The sequence below is a fragment of the Candidatus Tisiphia endosymbiont of Nemotelus nigrinus genome (genome assembly GCF_964026475.1).
Taxonomy (GTDB): domain Bacteria; phylum Pseudomonadota; class Alphaproteobacteria; order Rickettsiales; family Rickettsiaceae; genus Tisiphia.
The window spans coordinates 694,505-715,128 of sequence record NZ_OZ032151.1; the positions used below are offsets into that span (position 1 = coordinate 694,505).

General features: G+C 33.3%; 18 protein-coding genes. 10 read left to right on the forward strand and 8 right to left on the reverse strand.

Going from position 1 to position 20,624, the window contains the following annotated elements:
* The first annotated feature begins 15 nt into the window (after positions 1-15).
* From AAGD39_RS03240 to AAGD39_RS03250, 3 genes are all read left to right on the forward strand, one after another.
* A complete protein-coding gene (locus AAGD39_RS03240; RefSeq protein WP_341757161.1) occupies positions 16-1,512 on the forward strand; it encodes an NADH-quinone oxidoreductase subunit M in 1,497 nt (498 codons plus the stop codon).
* 32 nt (positions 1,513-1,544) lie between these two features.
* Entirely contained in the window at positions 1,545-3,308 is a 1,764-nt protein-coding gene (locus tag AAGD39_RS03245) for an ankyrin repeat domain-containing protein (protein WP_341757162.1), read from the forward strand.
* Between the two features lie 376 nt (positions 3,309-3,684).
* Positions 3,685-3,954 (forward strand): hypothetical protein, encoded by a 270-nt coding sequence (locus AAGD39_RS03250; protein ID WP_341757163.1) that lies wholly within the window; start codon positions 3,685-3,687, stop codon positions 3,952-3,954.
* Positions 3,955-4,066: 112 nt separating this feature from the next.
* Here the strand turns inward: AAGD39_RS03250 and AAGD39_RS03255 are convergent, their stop codons facing one another.
* Complete coding sequence (locus AAGD39_RS03255; protein ID WP_341757164.1) at positions 4,067-4,189, reverse strand: hypothetical protein; 123 nt, start codon at positions 4,187-4,189, stop codon at positions 4,067-4,069.
* Positions 4,190-4,219: 30 nt separating this feature from the next.
* Here AAGD39_RS03255 and AAGD39_RS03260 point away from each other — a divergent pair, with 30 nt between their 5' ends.
* Complete coding sequence (locus AAGD39_RS03260; RefSeq protein WP_341757165.1) at positions 4,220-4,459, forward strand: hypothetical protein; 240 nt, start codon at positions 4,220-4,222, stop codon at positions 4,457-4,459.
* Positions 4,460-4,493: 34 nt separating this feature from the next.
* Here the strand turns inward: AAGD39_RS03260 and AAGD39_RS03265 are convergent, their stop codons facing one another.
* The 4 genes from AAGD39_RS03265 to AAGD39_RS03280 form a co-directional block, all read right to left on the reverse strand.
* Positions 4,494-4,739: an exodeoxyribonuclease VII small subunit gene (locus AAGD39_RS03265; RefSeq protein WP_341757166.1), complete on the reverse strand. Its 246-nt coding sequence runs from the start codon at positions 4,737-4,739 to the stop codon at positions 4,494-4,496.
* An 11-nt stretch (positions 4,740-4,750) separates the two neighbouring features.
* The gene (locus tag AAGD39_RS03270; RefSeq protein WP_341757167.1) at positions 4,751-5,941 is read right to left on the reverse strand and encodes a fatty acid desaturase; all 1,191 of its coding nucleotides are present in this window, start codon (positions 5,939-5,941) and stop codon (positions 4,751-4,753) included.
* Positions 5,942-6,014: 73 nt separating this feature from the next.
* Positions 6,015-6,467, reverse strand: coding sequence for a hypothetical protein (locus AAGD39_RS03275; protein WP_341757168.1), 453 nt, complete (start codon positions 6,465-6,467; stop codon positions 6,015-6,017).
* Positions 6,468-7,069: 602 nt separating this feature from the next.
* Positions 7,070-7,192 carry a hypothetical protein gene (locus tag AAGD39_RS03280; protein WP_341756945.1) on the reverse strand — a complete coding sequence of 41 codons (123 nt, stop codon included), beginning with the start codon at positions 7,190-7,192 and terminating at the stop codon, positions 7,070-7,072.
* A 103-nt stretch (positions 7,193-7,295) separates the two neighbouring features.
* Here AAGD39_RS03280 and AAGD39_RS03285 point away from each other — a divergent pair, with 103 nt between their 5' ends.
* From AAGD39_RS03285 to AAGD39_RS03300, 4 genes are all read left to right on the forward strand, one after another.
* Positions 7,296-7,754, forward strand: a complete 459-nt coding sequence (locus AAGD39_RS03285) for a division/cell wall cluster transcriptional repressor MraZ (protein WP_341757169.1) — start codon at positions 7,296-7,298, stop codon at positions 7,752-7,754.
* Complete coding sequence (rsmH, locus tag AAGD39_RS03290) at positions 7,751-8,704, forward strand: 16S rRNA (cytosine(1402)-N(4))-methyltransferase RsmH (RefSeq protein ID WP_341757170.1); 954 nt, start codon at positions 7,751-7,753, stop codon at positions 8,702-8,704. The genes AAGD39_RS03285 and rsmH overlap by 4 nt, the downstream gene beginning before the upstream one ends.
* Positions 8,694-9,101, forward strand: a complete 408-nt coding sequence (locus tag AAGD39_RS03295; protein ID WP_341757171.1) for a hypothetical protein — start codon at positions 8,694-8,696, stop codon at positions 9,099-9,101. The genes rsmH and AAGD39_RS03295 overlap by 11 nt, the downstream gene beginning before the upstream one ends.
* Positions 9,102-9,221: 120 nt before the next feature.
* Positions 9,222-10,901 carry a peptidoglycan D,D-transpeptidase FtsI family protein gene (locus AAGD39_RS03300; RefSeq protein ID WP_375359836.1) on the forward strand — a complete coding sequence of 560 codons (1,680 nt, stop codon included), beginning with the start codon at positions 9,222-9,224 and terminating at the stop codon, positions 10,899-10,901.
* A gap of 49 nt (positions 10,902-10,950) precedes the next feature.
* Here AAGD39_RS03300 and polA read toward each other — a convergent pair whose 3' ends face one another.
* Both polA and AAGD39_RS03310 read right to left on the reverse strand, forming a co-directional pair.
* Complete coding sequence (gene polA, locus AAGD39_RS03305) at positions 10,951-13,587, reverse strand: DNA polymerase I (RefSeq protein ID WP_341757217.1); 2,637 nt, start codon at positions 13,585-13,587, stop codon at positions 10,951-10,953.
* Between the two features lie 244 nt (positions 13,588-13,831).
* A complete protein-coding gene (locus AAGD39_RS03310) occupies positions 13,832-15,112 on the reverse strand; it encodes an MFS transporter (protein ID WP_341757172.1) in 1,281 nt (426 codons plus the stop codon).
* A gap of 94 nt (positions 15,113-15,206) precedes the next feature.
* Here AAGD39_RS03310 and AAGD39_RS03315 point away from each other — a divergent pair, with 94 nt between their 5' ends.
* Together AAGD39_RS03315 and AAGD39_RS03320 are read left to right on the forward strand one after the other, a co-directional pair.
* Positions 15,207-15,629, forward strand: coding sequence for a DedA family protein (locus tag AAGD39_RS03315; RefSeq protein WP_341757173.1), 423 nt, complete (start codon positions 15,207-15,209; stop codon positions 15,627-15,629).
* A gap of 280 nt (positions 15,630-15,909) precedes the next feature.
* Positions 15,910-18,936 (forward strand): PD-(D/E)XK nuclease family protein, encoded by a 3,027-nt coding sequence (locus AAGD39_RS03320; RefSeq protein WP_341757174.1) that lies wholly within the window; start codon positions 15,910-15,912, stop codon positions 18,934-18,936.
* Positions 18,937-19,274: 338 nt separating this feature from the next.
* Here AAGD39_RS03320 and murA read toward each other — a convergent pair whose 3' ends face one another.
* Positions 19,275-20,549 (reverse strand): UDP-N-acetylglucosamine 1-carboxyvinyltransferase, encoded by a 1,275-nt coding sequence (murA, locus tag AAGD39_RS03325; protein WP_341757175.1) that lies wholly within the window; start codon positions 20,547-20,549, stop codon positions 19,275-19,277.
* Positions 20,550-20,624 lie beyond the last annotated feature (75 nt).

The window sequence follows — 20,624 nt, forward strand, 5'->3', positions numbered from 1 at the left end:
TTATTAGAGCTTAGAATGTCAGAGTTACCTATCTTATCAATAAGCATTTTCTTGCCTTTACTAAGTGCATTATATATCTTATTGTTTATTAAACAAAGTAGGTCGGTTAATAAACAAATTTATGCGATATATGTTGCAGTTCTAAGCTCGGTATTGACACTAATATCTACTATTTATTTATTAGTTCAATTTGATAGTAAATCAAAACTTTATCAGTTCGTAGAACGCTATAGTTGGATTCAATCTATAGGTCTTGAATTCCACATTGGAGTTGATGGAATCTCAATATTTTTTGTTGTTCTAACCAGCTTTTTAACCCTTATTTGTATTATAGCTAGCCTATTTACCATCAAAAAATATATCAAAGAATTCTTGTTTTGTTTTTTATTAATTGAATCTTTCTGCATTGGGGCTTTTTCCTCAATGAATTTATTATTATTTTACTTGTTTTTTGAAGTAATATTAATCCCTATGTATATAATTATAGGAGTTTGGGGAGGTGAGAATAGAGTTTATGCGGCTATAAAATTCTTCTTGTATACTTTCTTTGGTTCGGTATTTTTCTTATTGTCACTCATATATATTTATAGTCAAGTTCATAGTTTTAATATGCTTGAACTGAACGAATTATTACCTTCATTAGCATTATCGGTGCAGAAAGTTTTGTGGTTGGCAATCTTTATAGCCTTTGCAGTAAAAGTGCCTATGATACCATTTCACACTTGGCTTCCTGATGCACACGTACAAGCACCAACGGCTGGGTCTGTCATTTTGGCAGGTATCTTATTAAAACTTGGAACATATGGTTTTTTACGTGTATCATTGCCAATGTTTCCGAATATATCAAAAGAATTTGCATTTTATGTATTAGTGCTGAGTATATTTGCTGTAATATATAGTTCATTAGTGGCACTAGCTCAAAGAGACATGAAAAAGATGATAGCTTATTCATCAATAGCTCATATGGGATATGTTACTGGGGGGATTTTTAGCTTGACAGAAATGGGGATTAAGGGAGCAATATATCAAATGATTAGCCACGGTGTGGTAGCATCTGCTTTGTTTTTGATAGTTGGTACTTTATACGACAGATTGCATACTAAAGAGATAGACCAATATGGTGGCGTGGCAAATAAAATGCCAATACTTGCTACTTTTTTTATGATTGCTATGCTTGGCTCTATAGGTTTACCAGGCACTAGTGGTTTTATAGGAGAGTTCCTAAGTTTGATAGGTATTTATCAAGCTAATGTAGTGATAGCCATGGTAAGTGCTGTTGGTATTATTCTTGGAGCTGTTTATATGCTAAAACTTTACAAAGAAGTAATGTTGGGACAAATTACTAATGTTCGGGTTGCAAATTTTAAAGATATGTATCTCTATGAGATAGTTGCAATCACACCATTATGTATAGTAATAATTTATTTAGGTTTGCTGCCAAATACGATTATGAACATGCTTGATATATCAATTCACAAAATTTTGTTACAACTATTATATGTTGTAAAATAATCGCTTAATTCGATATAATTAATAGGTATAATATGGCAGATCCTACTAAAATAGAGCCGAAACAACGGTGGAAAGATGCAATAGGAAAATTTAAACGAGCAATAATATCTGAGCAATATGGTCATGACGAATTAGTTGATTGCGTTAGAGTAAGGATATCAGGCACTATAGAGCAGGATAAAATTAAGCCATATCTTGAAGAAATTACTCAAGCTAAGCAAACTCTTAATGGTTACGAATATCCAATTCTACGGATGAGTGAAACTGAGTTAAAAAGTCATCAACTATTTTATGATAAACAATCTAATAGTTTAGTTGATAGTAATAATCAAATCGCCACTACTTTTGGTAAGGAAAGTAAACATACCAAAAACATTCAAGCTTTTGTAATGGCAAAAGATGGATCATTTTATATTGGTACTCATAAAGGGCAATATAATCCCATAGAGCCTACTCTAACACATGCTTCGTTTTTAGGTGGTAGACCAGCAGAACTGGCAGGTATGGTTAGTATTAATGAGGATGGTAAGATAGATATGATTAGTAGTGATAGTGGTCATTATGCCCCCGAATCATTGGATATGTATCGAGGAATTAAAAAATTACAAGAATTAATGCCAGGAGTTTTTACTTCCGATTCTAGCATCGGCTATTATTATAATGAAACTACCCATAATATGAAAGTGAGTGAATTCCTAGAAATGATGGAAAAACCTACTATTAATGGTATACCACTAAATCAAGAACTTAGAAATGAAAGAATTAAACAAACAAAAGAATATACAGAAAATCTAAAAAATGCTGTTTCTATCAAGATTGATAGTAATGAAGCAGATTTACCAAATGCTATAGCAAACTTAACTAAAGAAAAACAACAAGAATTAGCAAAAGGGCTAAAGCAACCAATGGTTAGCTTGTCTGTGATAGGTTCTGAACAAAAGCCTAAAGCTTATAGTGTATCTGAGCTAACAATTGCGGTTCTAAATTCTGGTAAAGCAGATTCTATGCAAAACTTATTGGACTCTGGGATCAGCAATAGGAAAGAATTTTATGAAATAAGACCTTTATATTATGCTACTGCACAAGGTAACACAGATATTGTGAAAACAATGCTTAATAATCCAAATATGCAGGAATCTTTAAAGCAAGAAACACTTTATCCAATACCTACTACTTTACATATGTCAGCTGCACTTGGTAATACTGATATAATAACTGAAATACTAAAATATCCTGTAGGACGTGAACTATTAACGCAAAAAGACTTGAACGGCGATATTCCTTTGGAAGTTGCTAACAGATATGGCAACAACTTAGCAGTTAATATTCTAGAGAAAGAATATTTTGAATTAGCTAAGGAACAGTTGGCAAAATATTTTAAAACACAGATGGAAGGTAAGGAACTTATTACTACAGCTCATCAGAATGAAATGAAAAAGGGTGTAATAGCGATATTATCTCCTATGATTACAGGAAATAGAAAATATGATGACATTACAGAAGTTGCCGGATCGATAGTTAGAAAATCTGCTAAAATTGCTGATAAAAAATTAGATTGGAAACAGAAATTTGCAGAAATAGGTGATATCATAAAGGATGCATTGCCAAAAATCTTTTTTAATGAAAGAAAGCAAAAATTTAGAAATATATTAAATGACAAAAATATTACAAATGAATTACAAAAACTCCGCAAAGATTATCAAGTAAAGAATGATAATAGCAATGTAAAAAAAACGACTCCCATAGCACAAATAAAAACTGTAAAAAATAATAAAAGAGATCAAATGAGTTTATAAAGATTTACTTTTAGTCAAGCCTATTTCTTGGACAAATAGAGCAGGGCGATTTAAAAGTCACAATTAATGGTAGAAAAATTTGTTTTAGAAAATGCATAAATGTCATTGCGAGTAGTCGCAAAGCGACGACGTGGCAATCCAGAAGTTGCAGCGGTAAAAATAAAACTAGCCAGCTGTTTATTTGGATTGCCACGCCACTTCGTGGTTCGCGATGACAATCATTCGTTTCTGTAATTTAGCGCCTTCTGTCATTAGTTGCAATTTTTAAATCGCCCTGTACTATACATGAAGTACGTGTGTGCTAGACTGATATTTTCAAAAAATAATTATTCAAAGCATTATTAGTTATTAATATTAATTAAATAAAGATATACCAATGAGCAAAAGCAAAATGAACAACTTAGTGTTCAATCTTATCTATGATTCCCTTTTCGATTCGTTTACTATAGGATTCCTTAATACAATATCAAAGAATTTAGCATTCTCAAACCATTTGGCTAAATCAACAGATCATATGCCATCAGGGTATGATGAACAAGTAAAAAAGATATTATGTGTTTTACATAGAATGAAGTTAAGGGAACTAGGAGACGAGCTAGAGCATAAAAAACATATTATTAGTATCCTCAGTAATGAACTATTATAGCACTTAACATATATGTTCATATTAGTGCTAGGTTATAAGAACGAACAACCGTCATATGTGGACGAAGTCCATTGATGGGTTTGGACGGAGTCCATGCCGTCATTGCGAGGAGTCACTTTAGGCGACGAAGCAATCCAAAAGTTGCAACAGCACGCTGTTCATTTGGATCGCCGCACCACTTCGTGGCTCGCGATGACGGTTGTTCGTTCTTATAATCTAGCACTAATATGAACATATATGTTAAGTGCTATACCTCTAAAGGAACTTGCCGTTACTTTATCTTAAGGCAATTAAGGAGGCAGCTACAGATGAGCGTAATGACATATTGAGTAAGTGTCAAAATAGTTCTGAATTGCTTCAGATAGAAAAGTTATTCTCTATTAACCGTGCTGTTAGCAATCCAGACTCTATTATTACTCAGTTTGGATTTATAATGAGAGAAGACGTTGTTGTATTTGTAGGAGAAGCTAGTGATAATAGTCTATATCATGAAACCTCTGTATAGATTAATAATCATAAACCTCTGCCAATAATCGCTCTTAGCTGGTTTGCTCTATCTTTTCTACGACAATAGTCGAATCTGCCTGCTTAGTGACTTTTTCAATCTTTAAGCGAGCGGCTTGTAGCTTTTTTTCACAGTGATCTTTTAGTAAAATCCCTCTTTCAAAGCTACTAATTGATGAATCTAAACTTTCTTCGCCAGTATCAATTTTTTTTACAATTTCTTTTAGTTCAGCTAAAGCTGCTTCAAAGCTCATATTTTCAATAGATATTAAGTCTGACATCACGATCTCTCCTAGTTCCTAGCGTATTTTCTATCTAGTTCGTTATATAACCTATAAATTGCCATCTCACGATCTTTAATCTTTTTACTAGCAATTTTTAGTAATCGCTCTGACGATTGCTCTGTTAACTGAATTGATGACTGCAATTGTTCAGCAAGCTTTTTCAGTGATTCCTGAATTTCTATAAAAGATTTTTTTAATTGAGATTTAACCGATATAGAAGAGCTTTCAATCTCATTAAGTTTTACATATACACGCTCTACTAGTTGATTAATTTTATCTTGCAGTAAACTTAATTGTTGTTTTCTGCCCTCTATTAGATATTTACTAGTCTCGTTTGCCCTCGCTTGTATTCTAATTTCAGGTGTAACTTCTAAATTCCAAGCTAGCCCTAATTTACTCATCAGATATATTATCCATTTATGGACATCGAAATGATACCACTTAGCACCATTACGATAATCTGATGGGAATGCATGATGGAAATTATGCCAATTCTCACCTAATAAGAATAAAGCCATCCACCAAATATCTCCGGCAGTACCTTTGTAATATTTCTTACTACCAACGAAATGACATAGAGAATTAACGCAAAAAGTTGCATGTTGCTGCAGTGCTCTACCAATAGCAATAAACAAGAAACCAGCATAGGCAGAGGTAATAGTTCCGCCAATCAAATAACCTATTAATGCAGGTGGTACAGTGTTCATAAATATAGAAATTCTCCAGTAATGTTTTAATTGCCATCTTAGCAATTTGTTCTTACCAAGTTTAACCATAGTAACTCGGTCAATGGACTTATAGCTTCCATCAATGATCATCCAGCCAATATGTGACCATAAAAACCCTAAAATTCTATTCTCAAACTTTAACGGGCTATGCGGGTCTTGTTCTTTGTCAGTATAAGTATGGTGTATGAAATGATTTGATGCCCATGATAACGCTGGTCCTTGTAACGTACCCGCTGACATCATGACAAGAATAAATTCAACCACCTTATTTGTTTTAAATGCATGATGTGACCATAGGCGATGCAACCCAACACCAACAGTAATATTAGAGCCATAATAACCTATTATAAACAAACTTATCTCAAATATGCCTATCTTATGGATAGTGTAGTATTTTATAGCCAAACATGAAAGTATGATTGGGTATATAATTAGCACAAAGAAAATAGACCAAACGATTCTTTTTAGCATATATCTAACTTTTAATTAAATAAAATATCCTCAGTATTATAGCAGGTAATGCAATATATTGCAATATGTTGTATTACATTTTACGCTTCCATAATTTATTAAACATACGTTGTCCGAAATAGAAGCTAATAATGCCGGCAAAAATAGCCTGATCATCTATATTCCATAAAACATCAAGATATTCCACAAGGATTGCCGTACTTTGTATGGTTTTATATTGCACATATTTAACATAGGCATACATAATAAAAAAACTATAGGCTAGAACAGGTCTAACTGAGCCATTCAAGGCATCGACCCAATTAATGCCTAATTTATATGTTGAATATAAAGTATTATTCTCCGCCATGTCTTTTGAAACGTTAAGCTCTGTGAGTAGTTTGGTATTACCTAATTTATGGCTTTCAATTTGCCGATCTAAAAGATTAAGCTCATGTTTTTTATCATTTTGATCCTTTAGAATTTTTAAAATTTCTGGGATAATTGAGCTAATAAAGCTCGTTATTGAAGCAAGTAGTGTAATCATAAAAATCTCATTAATTCTTGTATGAGATCATTATACTAAAATTTTTCTTTGCACTAATAGCTGTCATCCACTTTTTTTTAATTCTAATCAAATTATTTGACTATATAGCTAACCCTTTAAGATTCTAGATATTTTCTCCGTCATTGCGAGGAAGGCAATAGGTCGACGAAGCAATCCAAATCCAACTATTTTTCTGGATTGCTTAGTCGCTAAAGTAGCTTCTCGCAATGACGGAGAAGTTGTCTAGAGCCTTAAATGGTTAGTTGTATGCATTAAATAAGTCACAATTGGTAAAATTTTATAAATTTTTTGTAAACTATTTAAAACCTTCTTGACTCTATAATTATAGTACAATATCCTAAAAATTCCATATAATCCCAAATTATCCCAAATGTGACCAAGCCTAATTATGGAATAATTTGTATAGGGTATGGTTATATAGCTAATTTGATTATTACTCCATCTATTATCGAGGAGTGGGTAAGTATAGCACTTAACATATATGTTCATATTAGTGCTAGGTTATAAGAACGAACAACCGTCATATGTGGACGAAGTCCATTGATGGGTTTGGACGGAGTCCATACCGTCATTGCGAGGAGTCACTTTAGGCGACGAAGCAATCCAAAAGTTGCAACAGCACGTTGTTCATTTGGATCGCCACACCACTTCGTGGCTCGCGATGACGGTTGTTCGTTCTTATAACCTAGCACTAATATGAACATATATGTTAAGTGCTATACTACGAAGCAATGAATGTGGATTGTCACTACACTCACGTAGTCTCGCAATGACGACACTACCAATTCTTGGAAGGTAAATAGGTAAATGAATATTTTTTTGTCAAAATATATAAATAATCTTGATAAGAAAGGTAGGGTTTCAGTGCCAGCTAGCTATAGAGTCGCTTTGTCTGGTCAGTCATTTAACGGAGTCATTGTCTATCCGTCTTTTAGAAATAAGTGTATTGAAGGCTGTAGTTTAAAGAGGCTTGAGGAATTAAGTCAAATGATCCAAACTTTAGACCCATATTCTGAGGAACGAGATGCTTTTGAAACAATCATTCTTGGTGAGGCCATCCAACTTACGTTTGATGGTGAGGGTAGGGTGATTTTACCCAAATCTTTAATAGAGCATGCTGATATATCAGAACAGGCGTGTTTTGTAGGGAAGGGATTAGTTTTTGAAATTTGGCAGCCGCAAAATTTTGAAACTTACCTTTCTTCAGCTCGGCAAATTGCTCAAGATAACCGTTTAACTCTTAAGAATATTAATAAGGATATATGATACAAGAATCCGCATTATCTCATATAGCTGTTCTGTTAAATGAAGTTAAGGAAGTCTTGTGTCCTAAAGATGGGGGGAATTATCTAGACTGTACTTTTGGTTTTGGTGGTTATAGTCGGATGATACTTGATTGTTGTAATTGTCAATTAGTGGCAATTGATCGTGATCCAAATGTTATAACTTATGCTAAGCAATTGATAAATGATTATCCTGGTAAAGTGAGATTTATTCAGACAGGTTTTGCTGAAAGCTTTTCAGAATTAGGTCCGTTGAAATTTGATGGGATAGTTATGGATTTAGGGGTTTCTTCTATGCAGATTGATTCTGGAGATAGAGGGTTTTCTTTTACTCATGATGGACCACTTGATATGAGAATGAGTGGGATAGGGGAGAGTGCTGCAGATTTTATAAATAAGGCTGATGAACAAGAAATAGCTGATGTGATTTATAAATATGGGGATGAATCTTATTCTCGAAGAATTGCTAAAAAAATTGTAGAACATAGGCGGTTAGAGCCGATTATCAATACAGCAAGATTTGCCCATATTGTTCGCAGTAGTATAGGTTTTCGCAAAGGTAAAATTGATACTGCTACTAAGACTTTTCAAGCAATTCGTATTTATATTAATGATGAATTGGGGCAATTAGAAAGATTTCTAAGTAATAGCAAGAATATTTTAGCCCCAAATGGTTGCCTAGTAATTGTTTCATTTCATTCGTTAGAAGATCGAATTGTTAAGAATTTTTTTAAAGCAAATTCTGCTAAATTAGTTGCCAGGTCTAAATATGCGGCAAAATTTCTAGTTGAAGAAAATTCTAAGGAGTGGCTTAAAATTCTTACAAAAAAACCATTATGTCCATCGTCTAGGGAAGTTGCACTTAATCCAAGAGCAAGATCTGCAAAATTAAGGGCTGGACAAAAAATAGATGGTACTACATATGGTAGTTAGAATATTTAGTTGTATAATTGTATGCACTATAATTTTTTCTATTTATGGATTGTTTAGAGTTAAAGATCAGGTTATTGCCTTGCATTATCAGCTTGGTGAGGTTTCAAAACAATTGACTGATGAGAGTGATAGAATTCACGTGTTAAAAGTCGAACAATCATACCTTACTTCTCCTGCTAGACTAAGAAAATTAGCATCACTTTATTTACAATTAGATACTGTTAAAGTTAAGCAAATGATTAGTGATCCTTTGCTACCTGAGAGTAAGAAATATGCAAAGTATAACGAAGTAGGTGGTTCATATTTTAGTAAAATCAATGTTAAGTGGCGTTATAAAACAATTGCTAATAAATACATAAAAACTGTTTCAACTAGAAAATCAGAGTATATTCGATGAAAGGTGTTCTTTCTGTCTGGGCATATATAGCTAACCAGATTAATATATTTACTATATACGATCCACCCTTTAAACAGTTCGAATGTATAGATGGATAATAATATATTTTTATTAGCATTTATAAAAAATACTCTAACTAAAATGAAAAGAAATTTTGGTAATATTATTTTATGGGATATTTGTGCTGACAATACCAAAATTAGATTATTGATAGTCAGTTTTTGTTTTGCTATGTTGTTCTGTGGATTATCATACCGCTTAATAATTGTTGCAACTAATGGTTATGTTAAGCCGGAATATCAAGTAAAGAGTAGCAACTTTAGAAAAGAAATAGTAGATCGTAATGGTAATTTATTAGCAGTTAACTTACCCTCTTCCTCATTATTTGTCAATCCACAGAAAGTAATCAATCCAGAGCAATGTTTAGAAAAATTATCTAAGATATTACCTAAGATTGATAAAACGAAATTACTTGCAGAGCTAAAAAGTAATAAAAGTTTCGTATGGGTACAAAGAGATTTATTGCCAAAGGAGCAAGAGGCGATATTAAATTTGGCAATGCCAGGTTTTAGTTTTGAACAAGAACAAAAGAGGATATATACTTTTTCCAATTTATTATCACATATTATAGGATATGTGGGTAGGGATTTGGTTGGTCTTGCTGGGCTAGAAAGGAGTTATGATAAATTTCTAACTAATTCCGATACTGACCTGATACAACTAGAGCAGCTTAAAAAGCCACTTGAACTATCTATAGATGTAAGATTACAGAGCATCTTAAACGAAGAAATAGATAGGACATTAAAGGAATTTAGTGCAGTAGGAGCGGTAGGAATAATTGTCAATCCTAATAATGGTGAGATTTTAGCTATGGTTAGTAAACCTGATTTCAATCCACATTATCCGAGTAGTGCAAAGCCAGAAGAATTGTTTAATATGGCAAGTCTTGGTATTTATGAGATGGGATCGGTATTTAAAACCTTAACTATGGCAGTAGGCTTTGATACTGATGCTATAGCAATGAACGATGCTTATGATATTAGCTATATGAGGGTAGGGGGGTTTAATATAAAAGATTATCACCCAAAGCAAGGATGGCATAGTGTCCCAGAGATTTTTCTACATTCATCAAATATTGGTGTTAGTCAAATCATGTTAGAAATTGGCAAAAATGATTTCAAAAAATACTTAAAGAGGTTGGGTCTACTAGATCAGCTTAAAATTGAATTACCAGAGCGAGGCACTCCGTTATTTCCATCTGATAAGAGATGGAGTGATTTGACTAGTGCTGTTATGTCATATGGTTATGGTATTTCAATTAGTCCTTTACATTTTATTCAAGCAGTATTGCCGGTAGTAAATGGTGGAATATTATATGATTTAACCTTAATCAAAAGGCAAGATGAGCGTCTTGTTGGTACGCATATTTTTAGTGAAAAAACATCTAAGCAAATGAGTGAATTATTTCGTTTGGTGGTAAAAGAAGGGACGGGGCGTAGAGCTGATGTGAAAGGGTATCTTGTTGGTGGAAAGACTGGTACTGCTGAAAAATTAACTGCAGATGGGCATGGCAAAAGAAGATATCTTAAGAATAGCAGAATGTCATCATTTTTAGGTTTATTACCTGCCTTTAATCCGCAATATGTTATTTTTATAATGTTTGATGAACCTAAAGGGACAAAAGAATCATTTGGTTTTGCTACTGCCGGCTGGACTGCAGCTCCTACCGTTGGGAGAGTCCTTGAACGAATGGTGTCACTATATGGAATAGAGCCGATTGAAAAAGGCGAAGAATTGTGACATAGCTAACCAATATGGGCTATTTTTTAAGCCCCACCCCAATGAATGATTAGGTAGGTGTAGTATGCATATTTATCCAATTATCTCCTACTTTAGTTTCGACAATAAGTGGAACTGTTAATTTAGGTGAGTTTTCCATAGTAGTTTTAATTAGTTGTGTTGCTAGTTCTACCTCATTAATGGGGGACTCAAAAAGTAACTCGTCATGGATTTGTAAAATTAGCTTGGTTTTCAATTGTCGCTGTCGCATTTTACGGTCAAGATCAATCATCGCTATCTTTATTAGGTCGGCACTAGTTCCTTGGATTGGAGCGTTAATTGCTGCCCTCTCGGCAAATTGCTGTAAGGATTGTTTCTTATCATGAATTAGTGGAATAAAGCACTTTCGTCCAAAGAGGTTCAGGACATAACCATGTTCTTTGGCGTAGTTTTTTGTATATTCCATATATCTCTGAATTTCTGGATATTCTTCGAAATATTTCTTTATATATTCAGCGGCTTGTGAAGAGCTAATATGTAACTGTTTTGCTAGCCCAAAAGCACTAATACCGTAGATAATGCCAAAATTTATGGCTTTTGCTTTACGTCGATGTTCGGATGTTAACTCCTCTTTGGTAATTTTAAATATATTACAAGCTGTTTTACTATGAATATCCTCACCATTAACAAAAGCCTGCTGTAAGGATGGTATATCTGCCATGGCACTTAAGATTCGCAATTCAATTTGTGAGTAGTCAGCTGAAATTAATTTGTGCTTATCTTCTGCAATAAAAGCTTCTCTGATTTTATTACCTTCTTTCGAGCGAATTGGTACATTTTGTAAGTTGGGTTCTTGAGAACTAAGCCTACCAGTACTAGTTGAAGTTTGTAAAAATGTTGTATGCACTCTATTAGTTATTGGATTCACCTGAGTAGGTAAGCTATCCGTATAAGTATTTTTTAATTTAGTTAATTGACGCCATTTTAGTAATAAATCAGCAATGTCAAAGCCACTCTCGCTAATTTTTTCAAGAATTTCTGCACTAGTAGAATATGACTTAGCCTTTGATGACAATTTACCAAAAGGTAATTGCATTTTCTCAAATAACATTTCTCCAAGCTGTTTTGGTGAGGCGATGTTAAACTTTGTCCCAGTAATGGCAAAAATTTTCTGTTCTAATTGAGTAATTTCATCACCAAATTCATCCGATAGCTGATTAAGATATTGGGAATCGATCTTGACCCCGGTTTTTTCCATTTCATCTATTATATAACATAAAGGTAAATCAATCTCTCGATATAGTGTTAAGGCATGGTTATCTTTTAGTTCTAATAGCAGCTTTTGGTAGTTAGCACTGAAGTTGCTAACCACTTCTGCCACTCTTTCCAAGCTATCCTTCTGTGCCCCATCAAATGGATTTTTCTGAGGTTTGCCGGCAGAAATCAGATATTGCATTAGTTCAAGATCCTCGCATGAATATACTTCACTATCGACAAAGAATTTTAATAATGATTTCAGTTTATAAGTGATCTTCTTAATAGACTTGTTTTTTGGCAATTGAAGAATATCAGACATAAACCATTGATTCAGGTAGTTTTGACGAAAATCGTAAGCAAGTAAGTCAGACATATTGCCAGAAAATTTAGCAATGAATTTAATATTATAACATTTACCGTCAATAGATAAAATTATAGAAGGAGTTTGTCCGGGATAATCTAATAGATGAATATTGACGATCCCATGCTCTTCTGCCTTAGTTAGCACAGCATCAAGCTGTTGTTGAGAAGAAATTTCTTGAATTGTAATTTGCTTAGTAGGTAAAGATTCGTTGGTAATTTGTATTTGGAATAAATTTTCCACCCGCTTGTTTAGAGATTTAAACCCATATTCTGCCAAAAAATCAGAGATTTGCTTACTATCAGGTGGGGTATATTGCAATACACTAAAATCTAAATCAATATCAACATTATAATCTAAACTAAATAATTGCCAGGAAATTAATGCTAGCTCTTTTGAGGAGCTGATTATTTCCCTTTGACGGTCATTAGTGATTTGTCCGAGTGAATTTAATAGCTCTGCTAATGAACCAAACTGTTTAATAAGTGTCGCAGCAGTTTTAGGACCAATGCTTGGAACGCCTGGTATATTATCGGACTTATCTCCGATTAACGCCATTACTTCCCGGACTTTACTGGGTTCTACACCAAATTTTTCTATCACGTCATCTTCGGAAATGTATTTTGCTTTTATGGGATCATACATTTTAGTATGCGAATTAATTAACTGCATTAAATCCTTATCAGAAGAAATAATGATAGTATTTTGTTGTAATGCAGAGGCTTTATGGGCTAAAGTTGCGATTATATCATCTGCTTCGTAACCGGCTCTCTCGATTATTGGGAAATTTAGGCTACCAGCAGCTAGGCGAATAAGTGGTAATTGAGCCTTTAAATCCTCTGGTATAGGTGGTCTATTTGCCTTATATTGCTCATAAATATGGTGACGAAAATTCTTTCCCCCAGAGTCAAAAACGACAATAGCATGTTCTGGCTTAAAATCGTTCAATAGTTTTAACAACATTGAAGTGAAACCATAAAGCGCCCCGACAGCTAAGCCATCCGGAGAAGTTAATGGTGGCTGAACATGATATGCTCTGAAGACAAATCCGTAACCATCAATTAGTAATAAAGTATTTTTGTTAGTCATTTTGTTATTAGGACAAATTGTTATAACACGTAGTATACAACAATTATAATGTACACTAAGCTTTATTAGTAATTTTTTATAAAAATATTTAATTAATGCAGCTGTAGCTAACCAGATTAATATTTGTCCATAGTAAGCTGGCGTCATTGCGAAACCACGTAGTGGTTGTGGCAATCCATATTTATTAGATTGCTTCGTTGCCGCTAAAGCGGCTTCTCGCAATGACGTTTGTGGTTGGTATTACTTAAGCTAAAACCCTTTCTTCTACGGACTCGTCTATTGATATTTGAGTTTTTAATCTTCTAGATAAATACCAAAGACCGATGATCCCGATAAGACAACAAATGGGAATTATAGAAATTGCCGTAATAAAATCATAACGACTATAGATAGGTGTACCAGATTCACTCAGTAGTCCATCCCAATTATAAGAGATTAAATAACTCATAATTTTGTGAAAGAAATGACCGAAGGACATGATGATACAATTGACTATTGCAACGGCAAGTCCAACAGATTTTTCCGTAACAAGGTTACCGACAACGGTAAAAATTAGAACTTGGTAACAACAAAAAATTCCTAATAAAAACATTAAAGAACCGGTAGCAAAGAAATTTAATGAAGGAAAAGATAATAGAATGACAAAAATTATGCTCATTACCAATCCAGTGATTGTTATTACAAAATTAGGTGATTTTACTAAATTAGCCATAAGTGCAAGCACTGGTCCACCAAAGCACATACCTATATAAACGAATGAAGTAACCAAGTTACTTTCTATATCATTCATTTGATAAATTTGTTTGAAGAATGGGATGGCCCATAGATCAGCAAAACCTTCCAATGCTCCTACCATTAGAGCATCAAAAAATCCAATTAATAAAATTGTCGGATTGAATAGTAGTTTCCATATTGAAGGTTTAGAATTAGGAACAGTATGTGAGTTACTACTTGTATCATCATTTTTTATTACTAAAATAATTAGTCCAATGATAAATCCGACTAGAGCTAAACTATAAAAAGTTACGTCATAACCAAAATGAGTAAATAATAATTTCATTGGAGTAATACCAAATACTGCTCCAACTAAGCCAAAGGTAAAAGAAAATCCCAATATCATAGAATGATATTTTGCTGGAAAATAAGTCCTAGTAATCTTATTTACTGATAAAAAACCAACAGCAGAACCTGCTCCGATCATCAATCTTCCAATGATTAGCTGATTGAAATTTGAGCTTGCAGTAAAAACTAAAACCCCAAGAGAGGTAACGGAGATAGATATGAATGCAACAATTCTAAAACTAAATTTATCTAACATTATGCCGATTGGTATTTGCATTCCGGCATAACCTAAATAATAATATCCAGCAAGTGCACCAAATGCCATGGTATCAATGGTGAATTTTTGGATAATTTCTTCTCTAAGAATTCCAGTCGAAAGTCTTAATATAAACTGAAATGCAAAAAATAGGCTGGCAAGAGACCATAATAGAAATGGTTTTTTCAAGGATAGAGCTTTATTCATAAAAATTTTAAATTATAATATGTTGTATTTTGAGGCGTTAAATCTATAGTATAGTAGGGTATTTTGTCAAACTTTTATAAAAATAGTCTGAATTATGGACCAGTTGGAAGCTTATTCGTTATTATTTATCGATAGTTTAGTAGGTAATTTGGTTCTAAGTTTAGATAGTGAATTCATTGTTCATTCTATGAAGGTGTTTGGTGTTTATAATAATTTAATAATAGTTGTGGTAGCAACTATGGCCTCATTAGTTGCTACTAGTATCAATTATTTTCTTGGTATAATGTTATTAAGAATTTTTTATTTTTCTAAGAATACTCAGATTCATACTAATCAGCAATTATTATCTCAATTTTTTTTAAAATATAACATATTGATATTTTGGCTTATGCTAATGCCATTATGGGGAAGATTTATCCCTGTAATTGCCGGCTTTACTAAAATAAATTTTATAAGAGTTTTAGCTATTAGTGGTGTTATTAAATTATGCTATTATAGCTATAATATCTATAGCTAACCCGATACTCCGTCATTGCGAGGAGGCACGAGCCGACGAAGCAATCCATTTCTAATCATTTTTGTGGATTGCTTCGTTGCTACTAAAGTAGCCCCTCGCAATGACAGAGTAATACCAATCTAGTTAGCTATATACTCAAATGATTTAAAGAATTGTTTTTTGAAAATATCAGGGACTCGTATACTCACGTACTATAGTACGCTGCGTGTACTCGCCCCTCATTTTCAAATCCAATTCTTCAAATCATTTGAGTATACCTAATCGAAATAAAGGTAATTTAATGAATCTCTATAGAATTAACCCATCTTCATCGTTTTTAGATATATTAGCTGATTTTATTTTAGATAATTTCAGTAAGAAGAATTTTGTTGGCAATCTTAAAGTTATATTGCCGAGTGGTTTTGCTTGTTGGAAATTACAAAATATTTTGATTAACAAACAGAATATTGCGATTTTGCCGAATATTATCCCTTTATCTAATATTATGGCTGAAGGTGCAGAAGTCTTTGCTATTGCATCAGAAAATTTACAGCCTATAACGTTGTTGCAAGAAAGAATTATTCTAGCAGAAATCATTCATAGTTACCGTGAGTCACAATTCAGCATAACACAATCTTTGCAATTTTGTTCAACAATAGCCGAGTTATTTTATCAACTAGCTTGTAATAATTTATCGATAGACTCTGTAAACGAAATAGAAAAAATCAATGCATCGCAACATTGGAGTGTTATTTATCAATTTCTTAAATACACCCATTCCGAATGGCAAAAAAAGATAAAATTGTTAAGATTACTAGATCGGGTAAATTATCAAATAACTATGATGGATGCAGAGATAGCAAGGCTGAGAAGAGCTGGGACTAGTTTAATAGTAGCCGGTATAGTAGGGGATAATCCCATATTATGGAATTTTTTGAAGAATGTTGCTAATTCGCCTGATGGTTTTATAGTTTTGCCGCCTATAGCTAACCCGACTAGCATTACTCCTAATTTACAGGAGTCATTGCGAGTAGCCACTTCAGTGGCGACGAAGCAATCTAGAGAAGTGATTAGAGATGGATTGCTTCGTCGGCTCACGCCTTCTCGCAATGACGAAAATTTGTTTAGTAATTTGGCAGATTCTATTAGACCTCTTTTGAAACTCGCTTATGCTGAGGGATTTGAAGGAGACGCGGAACGCAGAACCGCAGCGTACTCTAATATACGTGAGGATTCGAGTACCGCATCGACGTACAAATCACCAGCAGAAGTAGAGTTTCAAAAGAGGTATATTGGTAATCCTGAAGAAGATTGCTTATATAATTTTAAAAAATTACTGACCATTCTCAATAAAAATTTATTGGATTTCCAACTTTTGGGTAACCATCAGTCAGATCATTTGATTTTCGATAAGATAATTTTTGACGATATTGATGAATCTCAACAATTAGCTATAGATCATATAAAATATTTTGAACTTGAAGATATTTTTCAAGAGGCAGAGCAAATAAGCCGAACTTGCCAACAATATAGTGATAAGAAAATAGCTATTATTGTTAATAATCAAACAACCAAGAATTTTTATTGTAATTTTTTAACCAAATATTCCTTAGAATTTCAAGATTTACTAGGTGATAATTTATCAGAAACACTGGTTAGTTCTCTAATTATTTCTGTTAGTGAAATATTATGTAATGATTTTGATATAAAAAAGTTATTTTTACTATTAAAGAATCCTTTGATTAACTGTAAATTAGTTGAAAGATTAGAGCTTTTAATGAGCGGCAAAAACCGTTTTATCCGGCAACCCGATCAAATGCTGTCTTTAGTAGAAAAAACCAATGATAGTGCATTAATAAAGTGGGGTAAGAAACTAATAGACTTACTTTATACCAATAGTGGTAATAATTTTGTTAAAATACTAAAATCCTCGATTAGCATTGCGGAGAAACTTTACCGAGATATTTGGCATGAACAGTCAGCTGCTGAATTATCAAATTTTCTATCGGAGTTAATAAAGACTAATTGTAATTTAACATTAGACAATAAAAAAGATTTTCCAAGGTTATTGAAGGGCTTAATGTCTAGTTGTAAGTATTTTGCCCATCAAAATTATTCTAAAAATATAATCATTGGTAAAGCTGAAGATTTAATGTTACTTAAATTTGATCTAGTAATTTTAACCGACTTTAATCAAGGATGCTGGTCGTCATCATCATCTATTAGCCAATGGATTAATGAGCAAACACTAAAAAAATTGCACATGGTTATTGGAGCTTCTATAGATCAATATTATTTCTATTTATTTCTGCATAATACCCAAGTAATAATTACTAGAGCAAAAAGACAAGATGGTAAATCTAGTTTATTACCATCGAATTTATTACTAAAATTACAATTTATTTTACAACAAAGTCTGATTTCAGAAAATTATTTAACATATTTATCAGAAAGTGACTTATCGTCATTGCAAGGAGCTACTCTAGTAGATCCTCGCAATGATGCCAATTTACTTAGTTATGTCAGTAGCCCAATTTTTCCCGAAACAATATCAGTTACTGATATAGAAATGTTAGTACGGAATCCTTATAGTTTCTATGCCAAGAAGATTTTGAACGTCAGAAGTAGAGATATGATAGGGCATGAGCCTAAAATATCTGAATTTGGTAGTTTTGTTCATAAGGTTTTAGAACAATATTCAAAAAATTATAATAAGTTAGAAAATAACAAAGTTGGCTTAATATTGGATATTAGTAATAATATTTTACAGAATACTATTTTGCCAACCTATACGCAAAAAATTTGGCAAATAAAATTTGTGCCTATTGCTGAGTCTTTTATTGAGTTTGATGAACAACGTAGAAATGATTGCAAATATATTTATTCTGAAAGTAGAGGAGAAATTTCATTGAATATTGGTGGGCAGAAATTAACAATAATTGGAGTAGCTGATAGAATTGAGATAGATGAGTTTGGGGCAGCTGTCATTATCGATTATAAGACTGGTAGTTTGCCGAGTAGAAAAGATGTGGAAACTGGATTATCCCCGCAGCTAATAATTGAGGCGTTAATGTTACAAGAAGGTGGTTTTGGTATAGAAGTTCATAATGTTAAACAGGCCGTTTATGTAAAAATTTCTAGCTCGAAGCCAATAATCCAAACTTTGGAGATAGAGTTCACTAGAGAAGAGTTGGCTCGTCATAAACAAGGTATGATGCGATTACTGGAATATTACATAACCAATAAAAGCTTTTCATATGATATTGACTTACTCAAGCATGATGACTGTGCTTACTTGGCGAGGAGAGGTAATTCCTGTGTTTCTTAAATAGTTTATAATGGATGGGTTATAGCTAACCAAGGATAGGAGACTGTCGGAGATAACTAATTAACCTGAGTTCGATGTAACAAGTTACATCGAACTCAGGGGTGTATATAGAAACAATCAGGCTTAAAGCGGTTTGGCACCTAACCCGGATATTGCATGAAGGTATCAATATTTATCTCTGAACCCATTGTAATATAAAGAGTTTAGAAGAATTGCACAAAAATACAAATTGTATATTTAAAATTTTATATATTTTAGCCTGTAGCCCTCATGAGACAAGGGCTAGCACAATTGGTTCATTTCTATCATGCAATATCCGGGTTAGGGGGGCATTATAGTTAAACACTATCTCCTGTAACTCGTACTATATTTGCCCCACAATTACTTAATTTTTTTTCCAAGGTTTGATATCCACGATCTAAGTGATAAATTCGACGTATTTTTGTTGTATCATTAGCAGCAAGTCCAGCTAATACTAGAGATACAGATGCTCTGAGATCGCTTGCCATAACTTCAGCCCCTGTCAGAAAAGGTACACCGTGTATTATAGCACTATTTCCTTTAACTGTTATCTTAGCCCCCATTCGACATAATTCAGGAACATGCATAAAGCGGTTTTCAAAAATAGTTTCGGTGATTGTTGCAGAACCGTTGCAAAGAGTCATAAGACTCATAAACTGGGCTTGGCAATCTGTTGCAAAACCTGGATATGGACTTGTATGGATATCCACGGGATTTAATCTGTCTACATAAGAAACTCTTAAACCATTATCAATAGGCTCAACTTTTATGCCAGCTTCAATGAGTTTTAATACTATATTTTCAACAATATTGCTGTTAATTCCATAAATATTTAAATTGCCTTTAGTAATGGCAGCCGCCATCATGTAGGTACCAGCTTCAATACGATCCGGCATGACTGAATAGTGGGTATTTTTTAAATAAGATTTGCCAATAATTCTTACTTCTCTTGTCCCAATTCCATCTATTTCTGCCCCCATTTTGTTAAGGCAATGGCACAGATCAACAATTTCTGGTTCTCTAGCACAGTTAAATAATATTGTCTCTCCTTCAGCCAAAGTGGCTGCCATTATGGAGTTAATTGTTGCTCCAACAGATATTTGTTTAAAAACAAAATGTACAGCTTTTAATTTGCCTTTGATCGTAGCATTAATATAACCATGATCAACATTAATATTGACTCCCATAGCTTGCAGAGCTGCTATATGTAGGTCTACTTGCCTAGCACCTATAGCACATCCTCCAGGTAAGGAAACCTTAGCTTTAGAGAATCTAGAGAGTAACGGTCCAAGAACCCAAATAGAAGCACGCATTTTACGCACTATATCATATGGGGCAGTAAAATTATTAATATTGCTGCTATCGATATCCATGCTCAAGTGATCTTGATGATCAGTTACAGTGATAACACTACCTAAATTCTCAAGTAATTTTTTCATTGTGAGAATATCAGTAAGCTTTGGAATATTATTAATACTAAGCTTATCCGTAAGCAGTGCAGCTGTCATAATCGGTAATGCTGCATTTTTAGATCCGCTAACGCTAATACTACCTTCAAGGGGAACACCCCCTTTAATCATTAAACTGTCCATGGGAATTCCTTATATATAATAGTCTGAATTTGATATGACAAGTTATATTAAATTCAGCTATAAGTCAATCAGGTT

What these genes read in the sequence shown, in the direction of transcription:
- AAGD39_RS03240 (WP_341757161.1), top strand. Translation starts at nt 16, where the DNA reads ATGTCAGAGTTACCTATCTTATCAATAAGCATTTTCTTGCCTTTACTA.
- AAGD39_RS03245 (WP_341757162.1), top strand. Translation starts at nt 1,545, where the DNA reads ATGGCAGATCCTACTAAAATAGAGCCGAAACAACGGTGGAAAGATGCA.
- AAGD39_RS03250 (WP_341757163.1), top strand. Translation starts at nt 3,685, where the DNA reads ATGAGCAAAAGCAAAATGAACAACTTAGTGTTCAATCTTATCTATGAT.
- AAGD39_RS03255 (WP_341757164.1), bottom strand. Translation starts at nt 4,189, where the DNA reads ATGTTCATATTAGTGCTAGATTATAAGAACGAACAACCGTCATCGCGA.
- AAGD39_RS03265 (WP_341757166.1), bottom strand. Translation starts at nt 4,739, where the DNA reads ATGTCAGACTTAATATCTATTGAAAATATGAGCTTTGAAGCAGCTTTA.
- AAGD39_RS03270 (WP_341757167.1), bottom strand. Translation starts at nt 5,941, where the DNA reads ATGCTAAAAAGAATCGTTTGGTCTATTTTCTTTGTGCTAATTATATAC.
- AAGD39_RS03275 (WP_341757168.1), bottom strand. Translation starts at nt 6,467, where the DNA reads ATGATTACACTACTTGCTTCAATAACGAGCTTTATTAGCTCAATTATC.
- AAGD39_RS03280 (WP_341756945.1), bottom strand. Translation starts at nt 7,192, where the DNA reads ATGTTCATATTAGTGCTAGGTTATAAGAACGAACAACCGTCATCGCGA.
- AAGD39_RS03285 (WP_341757169.1), top strand. Translation starts at nt 7,296, where the DNA reads ATGAATATTTTTTTGTCAAAATATATAAATAATCTTGATAAGAAAGGT.
- rsmH (WP_341757170.1), top strand. Translation starts at nt 7,751, where the DNA reads ATGATACAAGAATCCGCATTATCTCATATAGCTGTTCTGTTAAATGAA.
- AAGD39_RS03295 (WP_341757171.1), top strand. Translation starts at nt 8,694, where the DNA reads ATGGTAGTTAGAATATTTAGTTGTATAATTGTATGCACTATAATTTTT.
- polA (WP_341757217.1), bottom strand. Translation starts at nt 13,587, where the DNA reads ATGACTAACAAAAATACTTTATTACTAATTGATGGTTACGGATTTGTC.
- AAGD39_RS03310 (WP_341757172.1), bottom strand. Translation starts at nt 15,112, where the DNA reads ATGAATAAAGCTCTATCCTTGAAAAAACCATTTCTATTATGGTCTCTT.
- AAGD39_RS03315 (WP_341757173.1), top strand. Translation starts at nt 15,207, where the DNA reads ATGGACCAGTTGGAAGCTTATTCGTTATTATTTATCGATAGTTTAGTA.
- AAGD39_RS03320 (WP_341757174.1), top strand. Translation starts at nt 15,910, where the DNA reads ATGAATCTCTATAGAATTAACCCATCTTCATCGTTTTTAGATATATTA.
- murA (WP_341757175.1), bottom strand. Translation starts at nt 20,549, where the DNA reads ATGGACAGTTTAATGATTAAAGGGGGTGTTCCCCTTGAAGGTAGTATT.